This window comes from Ichthyobacterium seriolicida (genome assembly GCF_002369955.1).
In the GTDB taxonomy this organism is placed as follows: domain Bacteria; phylum Bacteroidota; class Bacteroidia; order Flavobacteriales; family Ichthyobacteriaceae; genus Ichthyobacterium; species Ichthyobacterium seriolicida.
This window is the reverse complement of the sequence record NZ_AP014564.1, coordinates 517907-535458: the sequence shown is the minus strand read 5'-3', so window position 1 is coordinate 535458 and position 17552 is coordinate 517907. Positions and strand designations below refer to the sequence as shown.

General features: G+C 29.1%; 14 protein-coding genes. 7 read left to right on the top strand and 7 right to left on the bottom strand.

From position 1 onward, the window contains the following. Positions 1 to 57: 57 nt before the first annotated feature. The 5 genes from JBKA6_RS02025 to accB are packed head-to-tail and all read right to left on the bottom strand — an operon-like array spanning position 58 to position 5230. On the bottom strand, positions 58 to 1908 hold the full coding sequence (locus JBKA6_RS02025; protein ID WP_096685369.1) for a DNA topoisomerase IV subunit B: 1851 nt from the start codon (positions 1906 to 1908) through the stop codon (positions 58 to 60). Positions 1909 to 1917: 9 nt separating this feature from the next. Continuing rightward, positions 1918 to 2691, bottom strand: a complete 774-nt coding sequence (locus tag JBKA6_RS02020) for a thiazole synthase (protein WP_096685367.1) — start codon at positions 2689 to 2691, stop codon at positions 1918 to 1920. Further along, positions 2672 to 3307, bottom strand: coding sequence for a thiamine phosphate synthase (thiE, locus tag JBKA6_RS02015; protein ID WP_096685365.1), 636 nt, complete (start codon positions 3305 to 3307; stop codon positions 2672 to 2674). The genes JBKA6_RS02020 and thiE overlap by 20 nt, the downstream gene beginning before the upstream one ends. Before the next feature lie 31 nt (positions 3308 to 3338). Continuing rightward, complete coding sequence (gene accC / locus JBKA6_RS02010) at positions 3339 to 4676, bottom strand: acetyl-CoA carboxylase biotin carboxylase subunit (protein ID WP_096685363.1); 1338 nt, start codon at positions 4674 to 4676, stop codon at positions 3339 to 3341. A 56-nt stretch (positions 4677 to 4732) separates the two neighbouring features. Further along, positions 4733 to 5230 (bottom strand): acetyl-CoA carboxylase biotin carboxyl carrier protein, encoded by a 498-nt coding sequence (gene accB, locus JBKA6_RS02005; protein ID WP_096685361.1) that lies wholly within the window; start codon positions 5228 to 5230, stop codon positions 4733 to 4735. A gap of 134 nt (positions 5231 to 5364) precedes the next feature. Here accB and JBKA6_RS02000 point away from each other — a divergent pair, with 134 nt between their 5' ends. Beyond that, complete coding sequence (locus JBKA6_RS02000; RefSeq protein ID WP_096685359.1) at positions 5365 to 7746, top strand: patatin-like phospholipase family protein; 2382 nt, start codon at positions 5365 to 5367, stop codon at positions 7744 to 7746. Here the strand turns inward: JBKA6_RS02000 and dusB are convergent. Then, the gene (dusB, locus tag JBKA6_RS01995) at positions 7735 to 8715 is read right to left on the bottom strand and encodes a tRNA dihydrouridine synthase DusB (protein ID WP_096685357.1); all 981 of its coding nucleotides are present in this window, start codon (positions 8713 to 8715) and stop codon (positions 7735 to 7737) included. The two genes, JBKA6_RS02000 and dusB, sit on opposite strands and share 12 nt — an antisense overlap. 2 nt (positions 8716 to 8717) lie before the next feature. Next, positions 8718 to 9734, bottom strand: a complete 1017-nt coding sequence (locus JBKA6_RS01990; protein WP_096685355.1) for a S41 family peptidase — start codon at positions 9732 to 9734, stop codon at positions 8718 to 8720. Between the two features lie 341 nt (positions 9735 to 10075). Between JBKA6_RS01990 and JBKA6_RS01985 the strand changes: the two genes are divergently transcribed. The 6 genes from JBKA6_RS01985 to JBKA6_RS01960 all read left to right on the top strand — a co-directional run bounded on the left by JBKA6_RS01985 (position 10076) and on the right by JBKA6_RS01960 (position 17528). Continuing rightward, positions 10076 to 11464 carry a toxin-antitoxin system YwqK family antitoxin gene (locus JBKA6_RS01985; protein WP_172843093.1) on the top strand — a complete coding sequence of 463 codons (1389 nt, stop codon included), beginning with the start codon at positions 10076 to 10078 and terminating at the stop codon, positions 11462 to 11464. Between the two features lie 57 nt (positions 11465 to 11521). Next, positions 11522 to 14476, top strand: a complete 2955-nt coding sequence (secDF, locus tag JBKA6_RS01980) for a protein translocase subunit SecDF (protein WP_096685351.1) — start codon at positions 11522 to 11524, stop codon at positions 14474 to 14476. Between the two features lie 9 nt (positions 14477 to 14485). Further along, a complete protein-coding gene (locus JBKA6_RS01975; protein ID WP_096685349.1) occupies positions 14486 to 14755 on the top strand; it encodes a DciA family protein in 270 nt (89 codons plus the stop codon). A gap of 82 nt (positions 14756 to 14837) precedes the next feature. Beyond that, positions 14838 to 16094, top strand: coding sequence for a methionine adenosyltransferase (metK, locus tag JBKA6_RS01970; protein ID WP_096685347.1), 1257 nt, complete (start codon positions 14838 to 14840; stop codon positions 16092 to 16094). A gap of 389 nt (positions 16095 to 16483) precedes the next feature. Next, positions 16484 to 16996 carry a hypothetical protein gene (locus tag JBKA6_RS01965; RefSeq protein WP_096685345.1) on the top strand — a complete coding sequence of 171 codons (513 nt, stop codon included), beginning with the start codon at positions 16484 to 16486 and terminating at the stop codon, positions 16994 to 16996. Between the two features lie 34 nt (positions 16997 to 17030). Then, on the top strand, positions 17031 to 17528 hold the full coding sequence (locus JBKA6_RS01960; protein ID WP_096685343.1) for a phosphoribosyltransferase family protein: 498 nt from the start codon (positions 17031 to 17033) through the stop codon (positions 17526 to 17528). The last annotated feature ends 24 nt before the right edge of the window (positions 17529 to 17552 follow it).

Sequence of the window (17552 nt, the reverse complement as noted above, 5' to 3'; positions counted from 1 at the left end):
GTAAAAATGTTTTTAATAATTAAGGTTTAAAACAACTTTTATAATTTGATGATTTAACTATACTACTAAGTCTTTTTCTATTTTTAAATTATCTATTATAAACGACTGTCTATCGTTGGTGTTTTTACCCATATAAAAATCTAACATTTTATCTATGGAATACTGCTTATCTATTATCACAGGCTCCAAACGAATGTTTTTTCCTATGAAATGCTTAAACTCATCTGGAGAAATTTCACCTAAACCTTTAAATCTAGTTATCTCTGCGTCGGCCCTCATCTTTTTTATACACTTCTGTTTTTCCTTTTCACTGTAACAGTAGCTTGTACTCTTTTTGTCTCTCACTCTAAACAAAGGTGTTTCTAAAATATACAGATGCCTCTCCTTTATAAGTTCAGGAAAAAATTGCAAAAAGAAAGTTATCAACAACAATCTTATATGCATCCCATCTACATCAGCATCAGTTGCTATAACGACATTATTATATCTCAAATCCTCCATTCCATTTTCAATATTCAAAGCAGCTTGCAAAAAATTGAACTCCTCATTTTCATATACAACTTTTTTAGTTAATCCATACGAATTGAGAGGTTTACCCTTTAAAGTAAATACAGCTTGGGTCTCAACATTTCTAGATTTTGTAATAGATCCACTAGCTGAGTTTCCCTCAGTTATGAAAATAGTAGTATCTAACCTAGATGGAGAATTTCCCTTGTTGTAATGCTGACGACAATCCCTCAATTTTTTGTTGTGTAAACCTATAGTTTTGGCTCTCTCTCTAGCTATCTTTCGTATACCAGCTAATTCTTTACGCTCCTTTTCTGATTGAATTATCTTATTCTGCAAAATACTAGCTACCTCACTATTCTTATGTAAGAAATCGTTTAAATGCTTACTTATAAAGTCATTGACATAACTCCTGATAGTAGGTAAATCAGCTCCCATCTCTGTAGAACCCAACTTGGTCTTTGTCTGAGATTCAAAAACTGGTTCTATAACCTTTATAGATATAGCCGAAACTATGGACTTCCTAACATCTGAAGAATCGTAATTTTTACCGTAAAAATCTCTAATCGTCCTAAACACTGCTTCCTTAAAAGCAGACTGATGAGTTCCTCCTTGCAAGGTGTTCTGTCCATTTACAAAAGAGTAATAATCCTCATTGTACTGCTTAGAACTGTGTGTCATGGCAATCTCTATATCATCGCCCTTGAGATGTATGATAGGATACAAATATTCCCCTTCATCCAAAACATCTGTAAGTAAGTCTTTCAATCCATTGTCAGAACTAAATTCTTTACCGTTGTAAGATATAGTCAAAGATGTATTTAGATAAGAATAATTATTTATCATCTTTTCTACATAATCTTCCCTAAAAGTATAATTGCCAAAAATAGCAGTGTCAGGCACAAAAACTATATTAGTGCCATTTTTAGTATCAGAAGGTTCAACATCCTTGTCTAAAACAATTTTCCCTTCAGAAAATTCTACGGCCTTAACCTCATTTTCTCTAAAAGATTCCACCTTAAAATAAGAAGATAAAGCATTAACGGCCTTTGTTCCCACTCCGTTTAGACCTACTGACTTTGTAAAAGCTCTACTGTCGTATTTTCCTCCAGTATTTATCTGTGATACACACTCTGCTACCTTTCCCAATGGTATACCTCTCCCATAATCTCTGACACTTACTTTATCTCCTTCTATAGATATATCTATTCTATTTCCCCCTCCCATTACAAATTCATCTATAGAATTATCTATTATCTCTTTTAAAAGAACATATATACCATCATCAAATGATGAACCGTCGCCCAACTTTCCTATATACATACCAGGACGCATTCTTATGTGTTGTTTCCAATCTAAAGATTTTATATTATCCTCTGTATAATCAGTATTGTTAAGCATTGTGAAATATTATAATTCTATATCATCCAAAAAAATAGAAACAGGACTAGTTGGATTTGCCATTTTAGACACCCTTATATTATGATTTTCATAAGATATCCTGCCTGCTTCAACAGCCATTTTAAAAGCTTCAGCCACTTGAGAAGGATTTGAACAAACAGCTATAGCTGTATTTATAAGAACTGCAGACGCTCCCATTTCCATAGCTTCTGAAGCGTGAGAAGGTAATCCTATTCCAGCATCAACTATAACTGGCACATTGCTCTGTTCTATTATTATCTCTAACATATCCCTAGTCTTCAAACCCATATTGGTGCCGATGGGAGAACCCAAAGGCATCACTGCCTGTACCCCCACATCTTCTAACTTCTTACATAAAACTGGATCCGCATTTATATAAGGTAATACTACAAAACCATCTTTTACTAATTGTTCAGCAGCTTTTAGTGTCTCTACAGAATCTGGTAAGAGATATTTTGGATCAGGGTGGATCTCCAATTTTATCCAATTTGTTTCAAGAGCTTCCCTGGCCATCTTCGAAGCGAAAACAGCCTCTTTAGCATCCCTTACACCTGAAGTGTTAGGCAACCAATTTACTGGTAAATCTTTTAGATTACTCAATATATCATCATCTCTATGGTCTAGATTTACTCTCTTTAAAGCCATAGTCACTAATTCAGTGCCAGAAGATATAATAGCATTTCTCATCTCTAAATGAGAACTGAACTTACCCGTACCTACAAATAGACGAGATTTAAATAATCTATCTGCTATCTTTAGCATTTGAAATATATTTTTTTACTTTTATAACTGTTTCTTCTAAATTAGAATCAACTCTTAAAAGAGAGGAAACAGCTACACCATAAATACCTGTTTTCATTATAGCTTCTATATCACCTAATTCTATACCCCCGACAGCGATAATAGGCAATTTAAAATTATTGAGATTACTAATAATTCTATTATATCCGTCTATTCCTAAAACAGGAGCTATATTTAATTTTGTAGTAGTAAACTTAAATGGACCTAATCCTATATAATCAACTTGATTCTTCGATATAGAACAAATCTCTTCAAAAGTATTTGCTGTGCAACCTATTATCTTTCCCTCTTTTAATACTTTTTTTACATACTTTAGGGGCATATCTCCTTGACCTATATGAACACCATGGGCATCTACTATTGAAGATATATCTGCTCTATCATTAATAATTAACTTGGCCTTGTAACTATCACATATCCTCTTGGCTTCTATAGCAGTACTTATATAATCACTATCAGATATATCTTTTAATCTCAACTGTACCCAATCTATTCCTGCTCTGCAAACTCTAGATATGTTCAATAAGTGATCATCACATGTATTGCCATGTGTTATGTACTGTATTCTAGATATCACGAGTCAAAAAAAATAGAATAAAATATAATACTTATTTCATCTTAAAATCTTCCATAAATTTGGTAGTATACTCACCTCTTAAAAAGCGCTCATCTCTAATAAGCTGTTTGTGAAAAGGTATTGTAGTTGTTATTCCGCCTATTACAAATTCACCCAAAGCTCTCTTCATTTTCTTGATAGCCTTTTCTCTATCTTGATCTGTTACTATCAACTTTGCTATCATAGAGTCATAATTAGGTGGAATAGTATAACCAGAATATATACAAGTGTCTATTCTTACACCATTACCTCCTGGTATATGTAAGTCTGTTACCTTTCCAGGCGATGGCATGAAATTATTATATGCATCCTCAGCGTTTATTCTACACTCTATTGAGTGTCTCTTAGGCAAATAATTTTTTCCACTTATAGGAATACCAGCAGCTATTTTTATCTGTTCACATATCAAATCATAATCTACAACCTGTTCTGTAATAGGATGCTCGACTTGTATACGTGTATTCATTTCCATAAAGTAAAAATTCTTGTACTTATCTACAAGATACTCTATAGTTCCAACTCCCTCATATTTTATACTCTCGGCAATTTTAACCGATGCCTCACCCATTTTTTTTCTCAAAGCCTCATCCATAAAAGGAGATGGTGACTCCTCTAAAAGCTTCTGATGACGACGCTGTATAGAACAATCCCTCTCAGAGAGATGACAAGCCTTTCCTCTAGAATCAGATGCTATTTGTATCTCTATATGTCTTGGATCTTCTATAAATTTTTCCATATACATGCTATCATCCCCAAAGGCTGCTAAAGACTCCTTCATAGCAGAATCCCAATGATCCTTTAAATCTTGTTCCTTCCACACAACCCTCATTCCTCTTCCTCCACCACCAGCTGTAGCTTTTAAAATAACTGGATAACCTATTTTACTTGCAACTTTTTTAGCTTCGGAAAGTGAAGATAATATTCCATCAGAACCAGGAACACAAGGAACTTTTATTTTCTGTACAGTTTTTTTAGCATTGGCCTTATCACCCATCCTCTGTATCATATCATATGAAGCTCCTATAAACTTTATATTATGACCATCACAAATTTTTGAAAATCTAGCATTTTCAGATAAAAAACCATAACCAGGATGTATAGCATCTGCATTTGTTATCTCCGCTGCAGATAAAATATTATGTATGTTTAAGTAAGAATCTAAAGAAGAAGGAGGACCTATACAAACAGCCTCATCGGCAAAACGAACATGAAGACTATCCTTATCAGCTGTGGAATATACAGCGACAGTCTTTATACCCATCTCTTTAACTGTTCTAATTATTCTAAGAGCAATTTCACCTCTATTTGCTATGAGTATTTTTTTAAACACAACTATATATTAAAATTATATACTATATATTAAGATTATATTATGAAATTAAATAACTATGAAGAAGGTTCTATTAAAAATAGAGGCTGATCAAATTCAACAGGAGCTAAATTATCGACTAACACTTCAACTATCTTACCAGAATATTCTGATTCTATTTCATTAAATAATTTCATAGCTTCAACTATACAAACTACATCTCCCTTAGATACTAAATCTCCAACCTTTACAAACATATCCTTATCTGGAGAAGGACTTCTATAAAAAGTACCTATCATAGGGGACTTTATAGTCAATAAGTTTTCTTTTTTACCGTCTTTTTCGGTTTTTACAGTATCAATGTCGCTTTTTATCACAGGAGTTTTATTATCCTGATGTGAAATAATAGAAGGATAATCAGATGGATGCAAACTGGTATTTTGATACAAAATATTATTTTCAATACTTTTGTTCGTCTTAATAGTTATCTTAAATCCATCATTTTCCAAACTCAACTCACTAACATCTGACTTGGAAACTAACTTTATTAAGTTTTGTATTTCTTTTATATCCATCTCCAATTATTTTAAAACCGCCAAATTTACACCTAAAATAAAGAACAAATCTAAATATTTTTTTAGTTAATCGTACATTTGGAAAATATTTTATCTAAGTATTAATCTATAATTTATACACTTTAATAAACTATATGAAAAAACTATTTTTTTTGTTAATACTTCCCTTTACAATATCAAATGTAATTGGACAAGAAAATAATTATAAAAAAGTAGGTGTAGTTCTAAGTGGAGGTGGGGCTAAAGGACTCAGTCATATAAGTGCATTAAGAGTAATAGAAAAAGCTGGTATAAAAATAGATTATATAGGAGGAACCAGTTCTGGATCTATAATAGGAATGTTGTATTCTATAGGTTACTCTTTAGATGAAATAGAAAATATGATGAGAGAATTTGTGTATAATCACAATGTATATATCAACGATATAATTCCTAGAGAACAATTATCTGTTTTTAATAAAAAAATAAATGATAGATACTTAGTAAGCCTACCTATTGATAATTTCATTCCAATACCAATAGGTCTTACAGAAGGTTATATGTTCTTATCTTGGTTAAATGAAAAAACACATCACGTACATGGAATAAAAGACTTTTCTAAATTAAAAATACCTTTTTTATGCCTAGCTACAAATTTAGAAACTGGTGAAGAAGTAGTTCTAAAAAGTGGTAATCTAGCTGAATCAATAAGAGCTAGTTGTTCGTATCCTCTATTTATTTCACCTATAGAAATAGATGATATGGTATTAGTAGATGGAGGTATTTCAAATAATTTGCCATCTAGAGAAGTTAAAAATATGGGAGCAGATATCCTAATAGCAATAGATGTTCAAGAAAATTTATTCAATAAAATAGAACTCGATAACGCATATAAAATTGTCAATCAGATAATAAGTTTTAAGATGTCTGAAAAAAATGAATATCAAAGAAAAATATGCGATTTGATAATATATCCAGATATCACAAATACTAACATAACTAGTTTTGATCAAACAGATATGTTTATTAGAAATGGAAGAATAGCAGCAGAAAAAAAATGGGAAGAACTCAAAAATATAGCTAGTATTCAAAAAAAATCTTACAAGGGTGAGGAAATTAATAATTTTAATATTGACAAAAGTTTTCCTAAACCATTTATAAATAAAAAAATATCAATAAAAAATATTAATATAGATAGTGATGATGACGATAATACAAATTTTGTAAAAGAAGAATTGAATTTTATAAACTCTACAGAAAGAAAAATAAATTACAGTGAATTAAAAAAATATATAAATGAAATATATTCAACTAAAAAATTTAGATACCTAAGCTATAAACTATTACCCACTAAAAAAGAAGACGAAAAAGATCTATACATAGATATAAGAAAAACTAAAATAAATAAATACCTAAAACTAGGGTTTAACTATAATTCTGTTTCTAGAACTAGTTTATTAGTAAATTATACCGATAATAATTTTTTGTTTAAAAATAGTAACATATCTGCAGACTTTATTTTTGATAATAATTTTACATATTATTATTTACCCAGATACTTGATATCTTATAATTTTGACATAGGTGGTGGAATTAATTTAGATTTACATTCTAGTTATCAAAGCATTTTTTTCGAAAAACAAAATATTTTATTTAATAAAATATCAATTACAAATGATATAATTAGGAGTAGAAGTGTCAATCAATTTGATAAATTTAAAGTAGATAAAGTATCAAATATATTTTCAGTTATAACAAATGGAATTTCATTTAAAAAATCAATTTATTACTTCGGAAGTGTTAGACTTGATATAGATTACCAAGTCTACTCAAATGAAGCAAAAGAAATACTGATAAGTGATAATGATAAAGGAAAATTATCGAATTATAGAAAATATTTCTTCTTTAAAGAAAGGAGTCTTAATATTAAATTATGTACAGAAATAGATACTTACGAAGATAAGTATTTCCATACAAATGGATTTAAATCTAAAGCATCTTATAATTTATTTTACAATAAAACTCAAAAAGATGACACCTTCTTTTTAGGTGGAAGTATAAATTTATTAATGAGTGTATCTAAAAAAATTGATAAATACATAGGTTTTTATTTTTCTGCCAATTCATTCAATACATTTTATTATTCAAAAATCATAAATACTCAATCTAACATACAAACATTGAGAATGGGAGGAATGAATAAAATAGATTGGGCTGAAAACACTAGTTTTTTAGGTTTAGAATTTCAATCTTACAGTTATCCAAATGTTATAAAACTAGATTTTGGATTAAATCTAGACTTCTTGAAAAATCATCAAATATCAGCAGAAATAAATTACGCTTTGTGCAATTACCACTTATACGATTTATTTAATTTCAATATAGAAGATGAAGAAAGAAAAAGCTTAAATATAATAGGATTAGGAATATCTTATATATATAAGAGCTTATTGGGACCAATAGAAATTTCTGCCTCTACATCACCACAAAACAATTTAGAACCACTGATGTTTTTAAATATAGGTTTACCCTTTTAATTCTAAATATATATCTTCTAACAAATTATAAATATCTTCAGGAGAATCAATGGTTAGCAATTTCATTCTATAAACCTTAAAATTTTCTATACCCTTAAAATATTTACTGTAATGTCGTCTCATTTCTAAAACTCCCAATTTTTCTCCTTTTAGATTTATAGACATTTCTAAATGTCTTCTTACTGTTAATATTCTCTCTTCTAATGTGGGATTTTTTAAGTGTAATCCCGTCTTTAAAAAATGTTTAACCTCTTTAAAAAACCAAGGATAACCTATTGAAGCTCTGCCTATCATAGCTCCATCAAAGCCAAATACATCTCTTATTTCTTTTACTTTTTCTACAGTATCTATATCTCCATTAGCAAAAACTGGAATACACATTCTAGGATTATTCTTAACCTCTGCTATTCTATGCCAGTCTGCTATTCCCTTGTACATTTGAGATCGAGTCCGACCGTGTATAGATATAGCTTTGATACCTACATCTTGCAGTCTTTCAGCAACTTCTACTATTTTTATACTGTTTTCATCCCAACCCAACCTAGTTTTTACGGTAACTGGAATATTGGTACTATTAACTATTTCTTTTGTTAGATTAACCATCTTTGGAATATCCTTTAAAATAGCAGAACCAGCACCTTTACAAGTCACTTTTTTTACAGGACAACCGTAATTTATATCTATTATATCTGGATTATATCTCTCGACAATCTCCGCACTCATCTTCATAGAATCCATATTTCCACCGAAAATTTGTATACCTATAGGCCTCTCTTCATCATTGATATACAACTTTTCAAAACTCCTCTTAGCATTTCTTATCAAACCTTCTGAAGATATAAATTCAGTAAATACCAAATCTGCACCATTTTTTTTACATAAAAATCTAAAAGGTAAATCTGTAACATCTTCCATAGGAGCCAACAAAATAGGAAAATCACATAATTCTACATCACCTATCTTTACCATATCTAAATATCAAAATTATTATCTATTAATACTTTAGCCCTCTCAATTATTGAGTCTGAATACAAATTTTTATTATCAGTTTTCATATTTAATCTTTCATGTGGTACAACACCCAACTCAAAACTATAATCATACGCATCTAAAGATTTAGTAACCGAAAATCTAAGTCTCCATCCATTTGGTAAAATATATCCAACAGGAGAACCAGAACCACCTCCTGTGATATCACCTATTAATCTAACATTAGGTAATTGTTTCATTCCAGTTGCAAAATAACTAGTGGAACTATAACATGAAATATTTGTTAAAACCACAACTTTTTTCTTGTAAGTATTGCTGTGTGGATTGACATATGAATAAACTGGATCACTAAAATCATCTGGCCTAGGTCCATTTTTAAAATATTCCTTCCAAACCATTCTTTTCTTATCTGCAAATCTACTTAAAAGGGTAAATACATTAGAAAGATAACCACCTCCATTATTGCGTACATCTAATATAATCCCCTTGACTTTTTTAGATTCCATATAATTCAAAATATAATCTATACCCGATACAGAAGATATAAAACTACTGTAGTATATATATCCGTAATTACCATCTATTACATTATAAGAAAAACCTCCTAATCTCTTAAAATCTCTTTTCAGATAACCTCTTAAAATAATATCAATATCAAAATTTGTAGGATTATCAAAATAAGTTCTGTAACTATATGTATCAAATTTAGATGTCAAATTTACATGTCCATCTTTTAAACACTCTAACATTTCTTTGTAAATATTAAATTCATCTACTTTATCAATTCCATCGTGTATGTTAGGTTTGTAAACAGATACTATACTGTCCCAATTAATATTTTTATCCTTCAAAAAGGAATATTTATTTTTTATAACACTGCAAAAAACATTGAAATTATCCTTTGGAGAACTCTCCACTTTATCAATAGAGATTTTTTCACATCCAAATAGAAGATGTGTGATAATTAAAGATATAAATGAAATATTTGTAATTTTCATATCATGTAAATAAGTTGTACATAACTTGTAATAAAAAAACTAAAACAAAATTATAAACATTATAAATAATATAGTTATTAGTATTTTTTAAGATTAAAATTCAAAAAAAATATGATTTATAATTATAATTTTATCAACAACTTTACAACTAATTATAGATGTATTTATACCTCATAAACATTACAATTTATAGAGTTATTAACTTATTGAGCGACCATATAATATTATATAATTTTATATTTAAAAAGACAATATATGTAATTATAGTACAGTTAATATCTATTTGTTGTTTTTCTCAAGAGATAGAAAAAAAAGTTTTTTATTACCCCGATAACAAAATCATGAGTGAAGGATTCATGTACAATGGAAAACCAAATGGTTATTGGAAAACATATTATCCCAATGGTAATTTAAAATCTGAAGGAAATAGAAAATCATTTGTATTAGATAGCATTTGGACTTTTTATAATTCAGATTCCTCTGTAAAGGAAAAAATAACTTATGTAAATGGTAAAAAGGATGGATTATCTCATTCTTTTTTAAATGATAAAATACACATTGAAACCCCTTTTAAATCTAATATTATAAGTGGTACCTTGAAGGAATATTTCACAAATGAAACATTAAAAAAAGAGTTAAACTACCTAAATGGAGAATTACATGGAGATGGGTATGAATACGACAAAGACGGAAATATTATAACTATTTACAAATACAAAAGTGGTGTTTTAAACAAAAGGTTAGTCATAAATAGATTTAATATGTATGATAAAAAACAGGGAATTTGGATTAGTTTTTATCCTGATAAAGTATTTAAGTCTAAGGGATTTTACAATGATGGATTAAAGGATGGATATTTTAGATTTTTTGGTCCAGATGGAAAATTACTATATATAGAGAAGTATATAAATGGAGTTTTGGATAAAAAAAACAGAGAAGTTTCTAAAATAAAAACTTCTAAAGAATTTTATCCCAATATGTCTGTAAAGAGAAAGTCTAATCTCATTAACGGAAATTTAGATGGAATTCAAAGAGAATACGATGAAAGGGGAATAGTAAAAAAGAGTTTTGTTTATGAGAATGGAATTTTAATACAAGAAGGAGGTATTATAGATGATAATGGTTTAAAAAATGGATTTTGGAAATACTACAAAAATGATAAATTAAATTCTTGTGGAAACTATGTTAATGGTCAAAAACAGGGAATTTGGAAGTACTATTATCCCAATGGTGTTTTAGAGCAAGAAGAAAACTTTTTAGATGGAAAACTAGATGGAGAAAAAATATGGTATTACAGAGATTCAAAATTATTGAGAAAGGAGAATTACAAAAATGGAAAAAGGCACGGTTTATTTATAGAGTACAACACTATGGGAATTATATCAGTCAGTGGTAATTACACTTCTGGTTTAAAATCTGGTAAATGGGAGAGTAGTATAAATGATTATACGGAAATATATAATTATCAATACGGTTTAAAGCACGGTGAATATTTAAACATTAATAAAGATGGAAAAGTCCTTTTAAAGAAAGAATATAAAGACGACACTTTAGATGGTAAATTCGAATATTATCACGCCAATGGGAATATAAAAGAAAAAGGAGAATATATGAGAGGAAATAGATATGGAAATTGGATTTTTTACAATGAAGATGGATTAGAAATAATAAGTGTTTTTTACGAAGGTGGATTGGAGAGATCGTACAATGATATTAATATTTTTAAGTAAAAAAATTATACCTTCGCTAGCCGTTAATATTGTCATTTAATTTTGGTTTGTAGTATAATGAAAAATAGTGGTTTTTTGAAGTTTTTTGCTGTAATATTCGCATTAGTGTGTGTATACCAGATCAGTTTTACTTGGAAGGTAAAATCGTTAGAAGATCAAGCAAAGAGCTATCACAAGGGTGAAAAATTTTATTTAGATTCTATATCTAATAAGCCTGTTTATAATTTTCTAGGAATTGTAGAATACACTTATGATGAAATTAAGCGTAGGGAATTGAATCTAGGATTAGATTTAAAAGGTGGTGTAAACGTAATACTTCAAGTTTCTGTAAAAGATATATTGAAGAGTTTGTCTAATAATTCAAGTAATAAGGTTTTTAATAAGGCTTTAGAATCGGCAAGAGAAGACAATATAAGAAATGAGTTTTTTTTAGATGAATTCGTAAAACAATTCAATGATATAAAAAAAGAATTAAATGATGATATAACATTATCTTCTCCTCATATTTTTGGTAATAAAGATATGATTGATAAAATTAATATCAACAGTAGTGATGAAGATGTTATAAAAGTTCTAAGAGAAGAAATAGAAAAAAATATAGACAGAGTATTTGTAGTTATTAGGTCTCGTATAGATAAATTTGGAGTAAGTCAGCCTAATATACAAAGGTTGAAAAATTCTAGTAGAATTTTAGTTGAATTACCAGGAGTTAAAGATACTGATAGAGTAAAGAAAATTTTAAAGAGCACTGCTAAACTAGAGTTTTGTGAGACTTATAACAATGATTTATTAGCAGATTTTTTAATATCAGCTAATGATCTTTTAAGAGATATAGTTGAAAAGCCTACTCTTTCTAATGAAGAAAAAAAATCTTTAGATGAGTCTAAAAGTGAAAAAGAGGGTTCAGTAGATAAGATTATATCTGATATAAAATCAAAGGGTTCCACTCCTGATGTAGATGAACAACACAATCCACTATTTGAATTATTAAAACCTTATAATTATTCAGGTGTTGTTCTCGGATATGTATCTGTGAAAGATACCTCTGCAGTTAGTAACTATTTAAACGATCCTAAAATTAGGAGTTTGTTACCTCATGAATTGAGAGATGTTAAATTTCTTTGGTCGGCAAAAACTATTTCTGAGGATAATGTTTTAGAGTTATATTCAGTAAAAAAGACAAATAATAAAGCTCCTTTGGAAGGAGATGTAATAGTTGATGCTGCTGCAGATTTTGAAAATAATAAGCCTATTGTTAATATGCAGATGAATTCTCATGGTTCTCGCATATGGAAAAAAATGACAGAAAAAAATAAAGGTAATAGTATAGCTATAGTGTTAGATGATTATGTTTATTCTGCTCCTACTGTAAATACAGTAATTGAAAATGGTAGATCTCAAATATCTGGAAGATTTTTATTGGAAGACGCTAATGATTTAGCTAATATTTTAAAAGCAGGTAAATTACCTGCACCAGCTAGAATTATTCAGGCTGAGATTGTAGGTCCTTCTTTAGGACAAGAATCTATAGAATCAGGAATAAAATCTTTTGTTTTTTCTCTTTTAGTGGTTTTGGTGTGGATGATTTTCTATTACTCTAGAGGAGGTTTATATTCTGATATAGCTCTTTTAATAAATGTTTTATTTGTGTTTGGAATATTGTCTTCTATAGGTGCTGTATTGACTCTTCCTGGTATTGCTGGTATAATACTAACTATAGGTATGTCTGTAGATGCTAATGTTTTAATATACGAGAGGATAAGGGAGGAGATAGCATCTGGTAAAGGAATTATTTTAGCTGTGAAAGATGGATATAATATGGCGTATTCATCTATTTTAGACGCTAATATTACTACTTTATTGACAGGTTTTGTATTGTTTATTTTTGGAACGGGTCCTGTAAAAGGTTTTGCTACAACTCTTATAATAGGAATATTTACTTCTTTGTTCTGTGCTATTTTGCTAACTAGGTTACTTATAGAGATGGATTTAAAGAGAAAGAAAAATCCAACTTTTTCTACAAGAATAACTGTTAATTGGTTTAAAAATATAAACTTTGATTTTCTTAAAAATAGAAAATACGGTTATGTTATATCTTCTGTCATAATTGTTATTGGTTTATTTTCTCTGTTTACAAAGGGTCTTAATAAAGGAGTAGATTTTGTAGGTGGTAGAACCTATATAGTGAGATTTGATAAGACTGTAGATATAAATAGTATTTCCAAAGATTTATCTGAGGTATTTGTAGAAGATAATATTAAGGTTATTCCAGAGGTAAAGGTTTTTGGGTCAGATAATCAAGTTAAGATAACGACCAAGTATAAAATAAATTCAGATGAATCCACAGTGGATTCTGAGGTAGATGAATTATTGTACAAAGGTTTATCTAATCATTTGTCGAATTCTATTTCTATTAGTGATTTTTTACATCCAGGTGAAGGAGTGGATATAGGAGTTTTACAGTCTATAAAGGTTGGACCTTCAATAGCAGATGATATTAAGGAATCAGCTCTTTTATCCATACTGTTTTCATTGATTATAATATTCTTTTATATACTCTTGAGGTTTAGAAAATGGCAGTTTAGTGTTGGAGCATTAGTGGCTGTGTTTCACGATGTTTTATTAGTACTATCTATATTTTCTATAGCTTATGGCTATCTTCCTTTTTCTTTGGAAATAGATCAAGCTTTTATAGCTGCTATTTTAACTGTGATAGGTTATTCTATAAACGATACCGTTGTAGTATTTGATCGTATTAGAGAATATATAGGTCTACATTCAAAATTACATTTAAAAGATATGGTAAATAGGGCTGTATCGAGTACTTTGAGTAGAACTATAAACACTTCTATAACCACATTTTTTGTTCTATTCGCAGTATTTATTTTTGGAGGAGAAACTATTAAAGGATTTATGTTTGCGCTAATGGTTGGTCTTTTAGTGGGTACGTATTCATCTATATTTATAGCTACTCCTGTAATGTTTGATACTACTAAGAATAGAAAAAAATAAAAAAAGGTTGTGCACATAAAAAGTATAGTAAACTCTATTTTAGAAAAAAATAATTTAAAGTTTAAAAGAGATGAAATACACGTTATAGATGCTATAAACAGTATTTTTCCATCTTTAAAAAACAAATCAGAAAGAGTATATCTAAATAAGGGTATTTTATACTTGAAAATCAATTCATCTGTATTAAAGCAAGAAATACTATATGGTAAGAATAATATAGTTAAACATATCAATGATGTGTTAGGAGAATCTGTTTTGTGTGATATTATTATACTTTGATTTGTATTTTTTTATTTGATGTATTTTTGTTCGCCTTGAAAACAACTATCCCATATAGGTTTTAAATTAATTAAAAAAAATTATGTCTTATTTATTTACTTCAGAATCTGTTTCCGAAGGACACCCAGATAAAATTGCAGATCAAATTTCCGATGCTATTTTAGATAGGTTTTTGGCTTTTGATAAAGATTCAAAAGTCGCTTGTGAAACATTGGTAACGACTGGACAAGTATTTTTAGCTGGTGAGGTTAAATCAAATATTTATGTAGATGTTCAAAGTACAGCTAGAGATGTTATAAATAAAATTGGATATACTAAAGGAGAATATCAGTTCGATGGAAATTCTTGTGGTGTAATATCTTCTATTCACGAACAATCTCAAGATATAAATCGCGGTGTAGATAAGACTATTAGAGAAGATCAAGGTGCTGGAGATCAAGGTATTATGTTTGGTTATGCTACAGATGAAACTGAGACTTATATACCCTTACCTCTATTTATTTCACATCTTATATTAAAAGAGTTGGCATCTATACGTAGGGAAAATAAAGAGATAACTTATTTACGTCCTGATTCAAAAGCTCAGGTTACTATAGAGTATTCTGATGATAAGGAACCTATTCGTATAGATAGTATTGTTATTTCAACACAACACGATGAATTTGATTCTGATGATGTTAAGATGTTAGAAATAATAAAAAATGATATGATAGGTATATTGATACCTAGAGTAAAGAAAACATTAAATAAGAAGATTCAATTACTATTTGATGATAATATAAAGTACTATATAAATCCTACAGGTAAATTTGTTATTGGAGGACCTCATGGAGACACAGGGTTGACAGGTAGAAAGATAATAGTAGATACATATGGTGGAAAGGGAGCTCATGGGGGAGGTGCTTTTTCTGGAAAAGACTCTTCAAAAGTAGACAGATCCGCTACTTATGCAGCTAGGCATATAGCTAAGAATTTGGTAGCATCTGGTGTTGCAAGAGAGGTTTTGGTACAATTATCTTATGCTATTGGAATAAAAGAACCTATGGGTGTTTATGTAAATACTTATGGAACATCAAAATTGGATATCAGCGATAGTGAAATAGCAAATAAGGTTAAAGAAATATTTAGTTTAACACCATTTTCTATAGAGGAGAGATTAAAATTAAGAAATCCTATATATCTAGAAACAGCATCGTATGGACATATGGGTAGAGATCCTCAAATAGTAGAAAAAATATTTGAATCACCTTATGAAGGTAAGATTCAATTAAAAGTAGAATTATTTACTTGGGAAAAATTAGATTATGTAGAAAAGATAAAGAGAGCCTTTTCTATATAAATTTTTGGAACTATAAAATCCTATTATTAGATTTAGGTTCAAGACAACTTAAGGTAAATTTACATGCGTGTAACCCCTTATGTTGTCTATGAAAAATGAGTATACAATTCGTTTGAGAATTTGTAGAGGCAAAATTTAGGTCATCTTTATTATATCTTGTCGAGATATTAAAGAAATACATAATGTTTTTATACTCGTTATAAAAACATATAAATCAGCTCTTTGATAGTTTAATCAAAGTGAATTTCTTGGTTATTCTCCAACCGTATGAAAAATAATTCTTGACATGACTTAAATTTCATATTCAATAAATCATATACAAAAACATATTATCAATTGAATAATAGCAAATATGACATACTTTTGTCTTAGGTAAATAGAACTAAGATATGAGACATCTGAGTATTTTAATCATGTTTGTTGGCATTTATACAAATTGCTTTTCTCAAAAGGTATCGGAGGAAAAAAGTTTTTGGTCTGATTTAAAATATGGCGGAACTTGTGGATTGTATTTTCATAATAATGGTGGTCGTATTGATTTATCCCCAAGTGTTATTAAGCCTTTAAATAAGTTTGTATCCTTGGGATTGGGACTACAATTTTCTTATCGGGGAAGAAAAAGCGGACCTTATAAGTCTCACCATATTATGTATGGATTAGATCTTATAGGCGAGATAAATCCTTTTGATTTTGCTCGTATTACCTGTAACTATTCTCACATGATCTTGAACACGAAAAGTGATGACCTTAGGCTTGTAAAAAAAAATGAATACGTTCCTTCATTGTATTTGGGAGCGGGATATGTGAGTAAAAATATCTTTATAGGACTTAGATATAATATAATTCCTAACTATTTTGGAAGTCACAATTCACTTGAACCAGTTATAAGTTTATGGTTCTAAAAGCATAATCACATTATTTTTCTACCTAAAAAAAATGGATTCTACTGTAGTATTAAATCATGATGATATAAAACAAAAGATAAGGAGAATGTCTTTTGAAATTTTCGAAGACAATCAAAAAGAAAAAGAGATTTCAATAATAGGAATAAACAAAAACGGGTTTGTTTTAGGATCTGAAATAGTTAAGAATTTAAGAGATATTTCAGACATAAAAATATGTGAGTATCAATTATTTATAAATAAAAAAGAACCTTTAAAATCGGCTAAAATTTCGGGAGACATACAGAGTTTAAGAGATAAATCCATAGTAATAGTAGATGACGTCTTGGATTCTGGCAGAACTATGATGTATAGTATAAAATACTTTTTAGATGTCTCTTTAAAAAAAATTAAAACAGCTGTTTTAGTAGACAGATCACATAAAAAGTTCCCCGTACAAGTAGACTTTAAAGGATTAGCTCTATCTACTTCTATACAAAATCACGTTTCGGTAATTTTCACCGAAGAAGAAAATAAAGCAGTGCTATACTGATTTTATCTTTTAATCAAAATTTTT

What these genes read in the sequence shown, in the direction of transcription:
- JBKA6_RS02025 (WP_096685369.1), bottom strand. Translation starts at nt 1,908, where the DNA reads ATGCTTAACAATACTGATTATACAGAGGATAATATAAAATCTTTAGAT.
- JBKA6_RS02020 (WP_096685367.1), bottom strand. Translation starts at nt 2,691, where the DNA reads ATGCTAAAGATAGCAGATAGATTATTTAAATCTCGTCTATTTGTAGGT.
- accB (WP_096685361.1), bottom strand. Translation starts at nt 5,230, where the DNA reads ATGGATATAAAAGAAATACAAAACTTAATAAAGTTAGTTTCCAAGTCA.
- JBKA6_RS02000 (WP_096685359.1), top strand. Translation starts at nt 5,365, where the DNA reads ATGAAAAAACTATTTTTTTTGTTAATACTTCCCTTTACAATATCAAAT.
- dusB (WP_096685357.1), bottom strand. Translation starts at nt 8,715, where the DNA reads ATGGTAAAGATAGGTGATGTAGAATTATGTGATTTTCCTATTTTGTTG.
- JBKA6_RS01990 (WP_096685355.1), bottom strand. Translation starts at nt 9,734, where the DNA reads ATGAAAATTACAAATATTTCATTTATATCTTTAATTATCACACATCTT.
- JBKA6_RS01985 (WP_172843093.1), top strand. Translation starts at nt 10,076, where the DNA reads ATGAGTGAAGGATTCATGTACAATGGAAAACCAAATGGTTATTGGAAA.
- secDF (WP_096685351.1), top strand. Translation starts at nt 11,522, where the DNA reads ATGAAAAATAGTGGTTTTTTGAAGTTTTTTGCTGTAATATTCGCATTA.
- metK (WP_096685347.1), top strand. Translation starts at nt 14,838, where the DNA reads ATGTCTTATTTATTTACTTCAGAATCTGTTTCCGAAGGACACCCAGAT.
- JBKA6_RS01965 (WP_096685345.1), top strand. Translation starts at nt 16,484, where the DNA reads ATGAGACATCTGAGTATTTTAATCATGTTTGTTGGCATTTATACAAAT.
- JBKA6_RS01960 (WP_096685343.1), top strand. Translation starts at nt 17,031, where the DNA reads ATGGATTCTACTGTAGTATTAAATCATGATGATATAAAACAAAAGATA.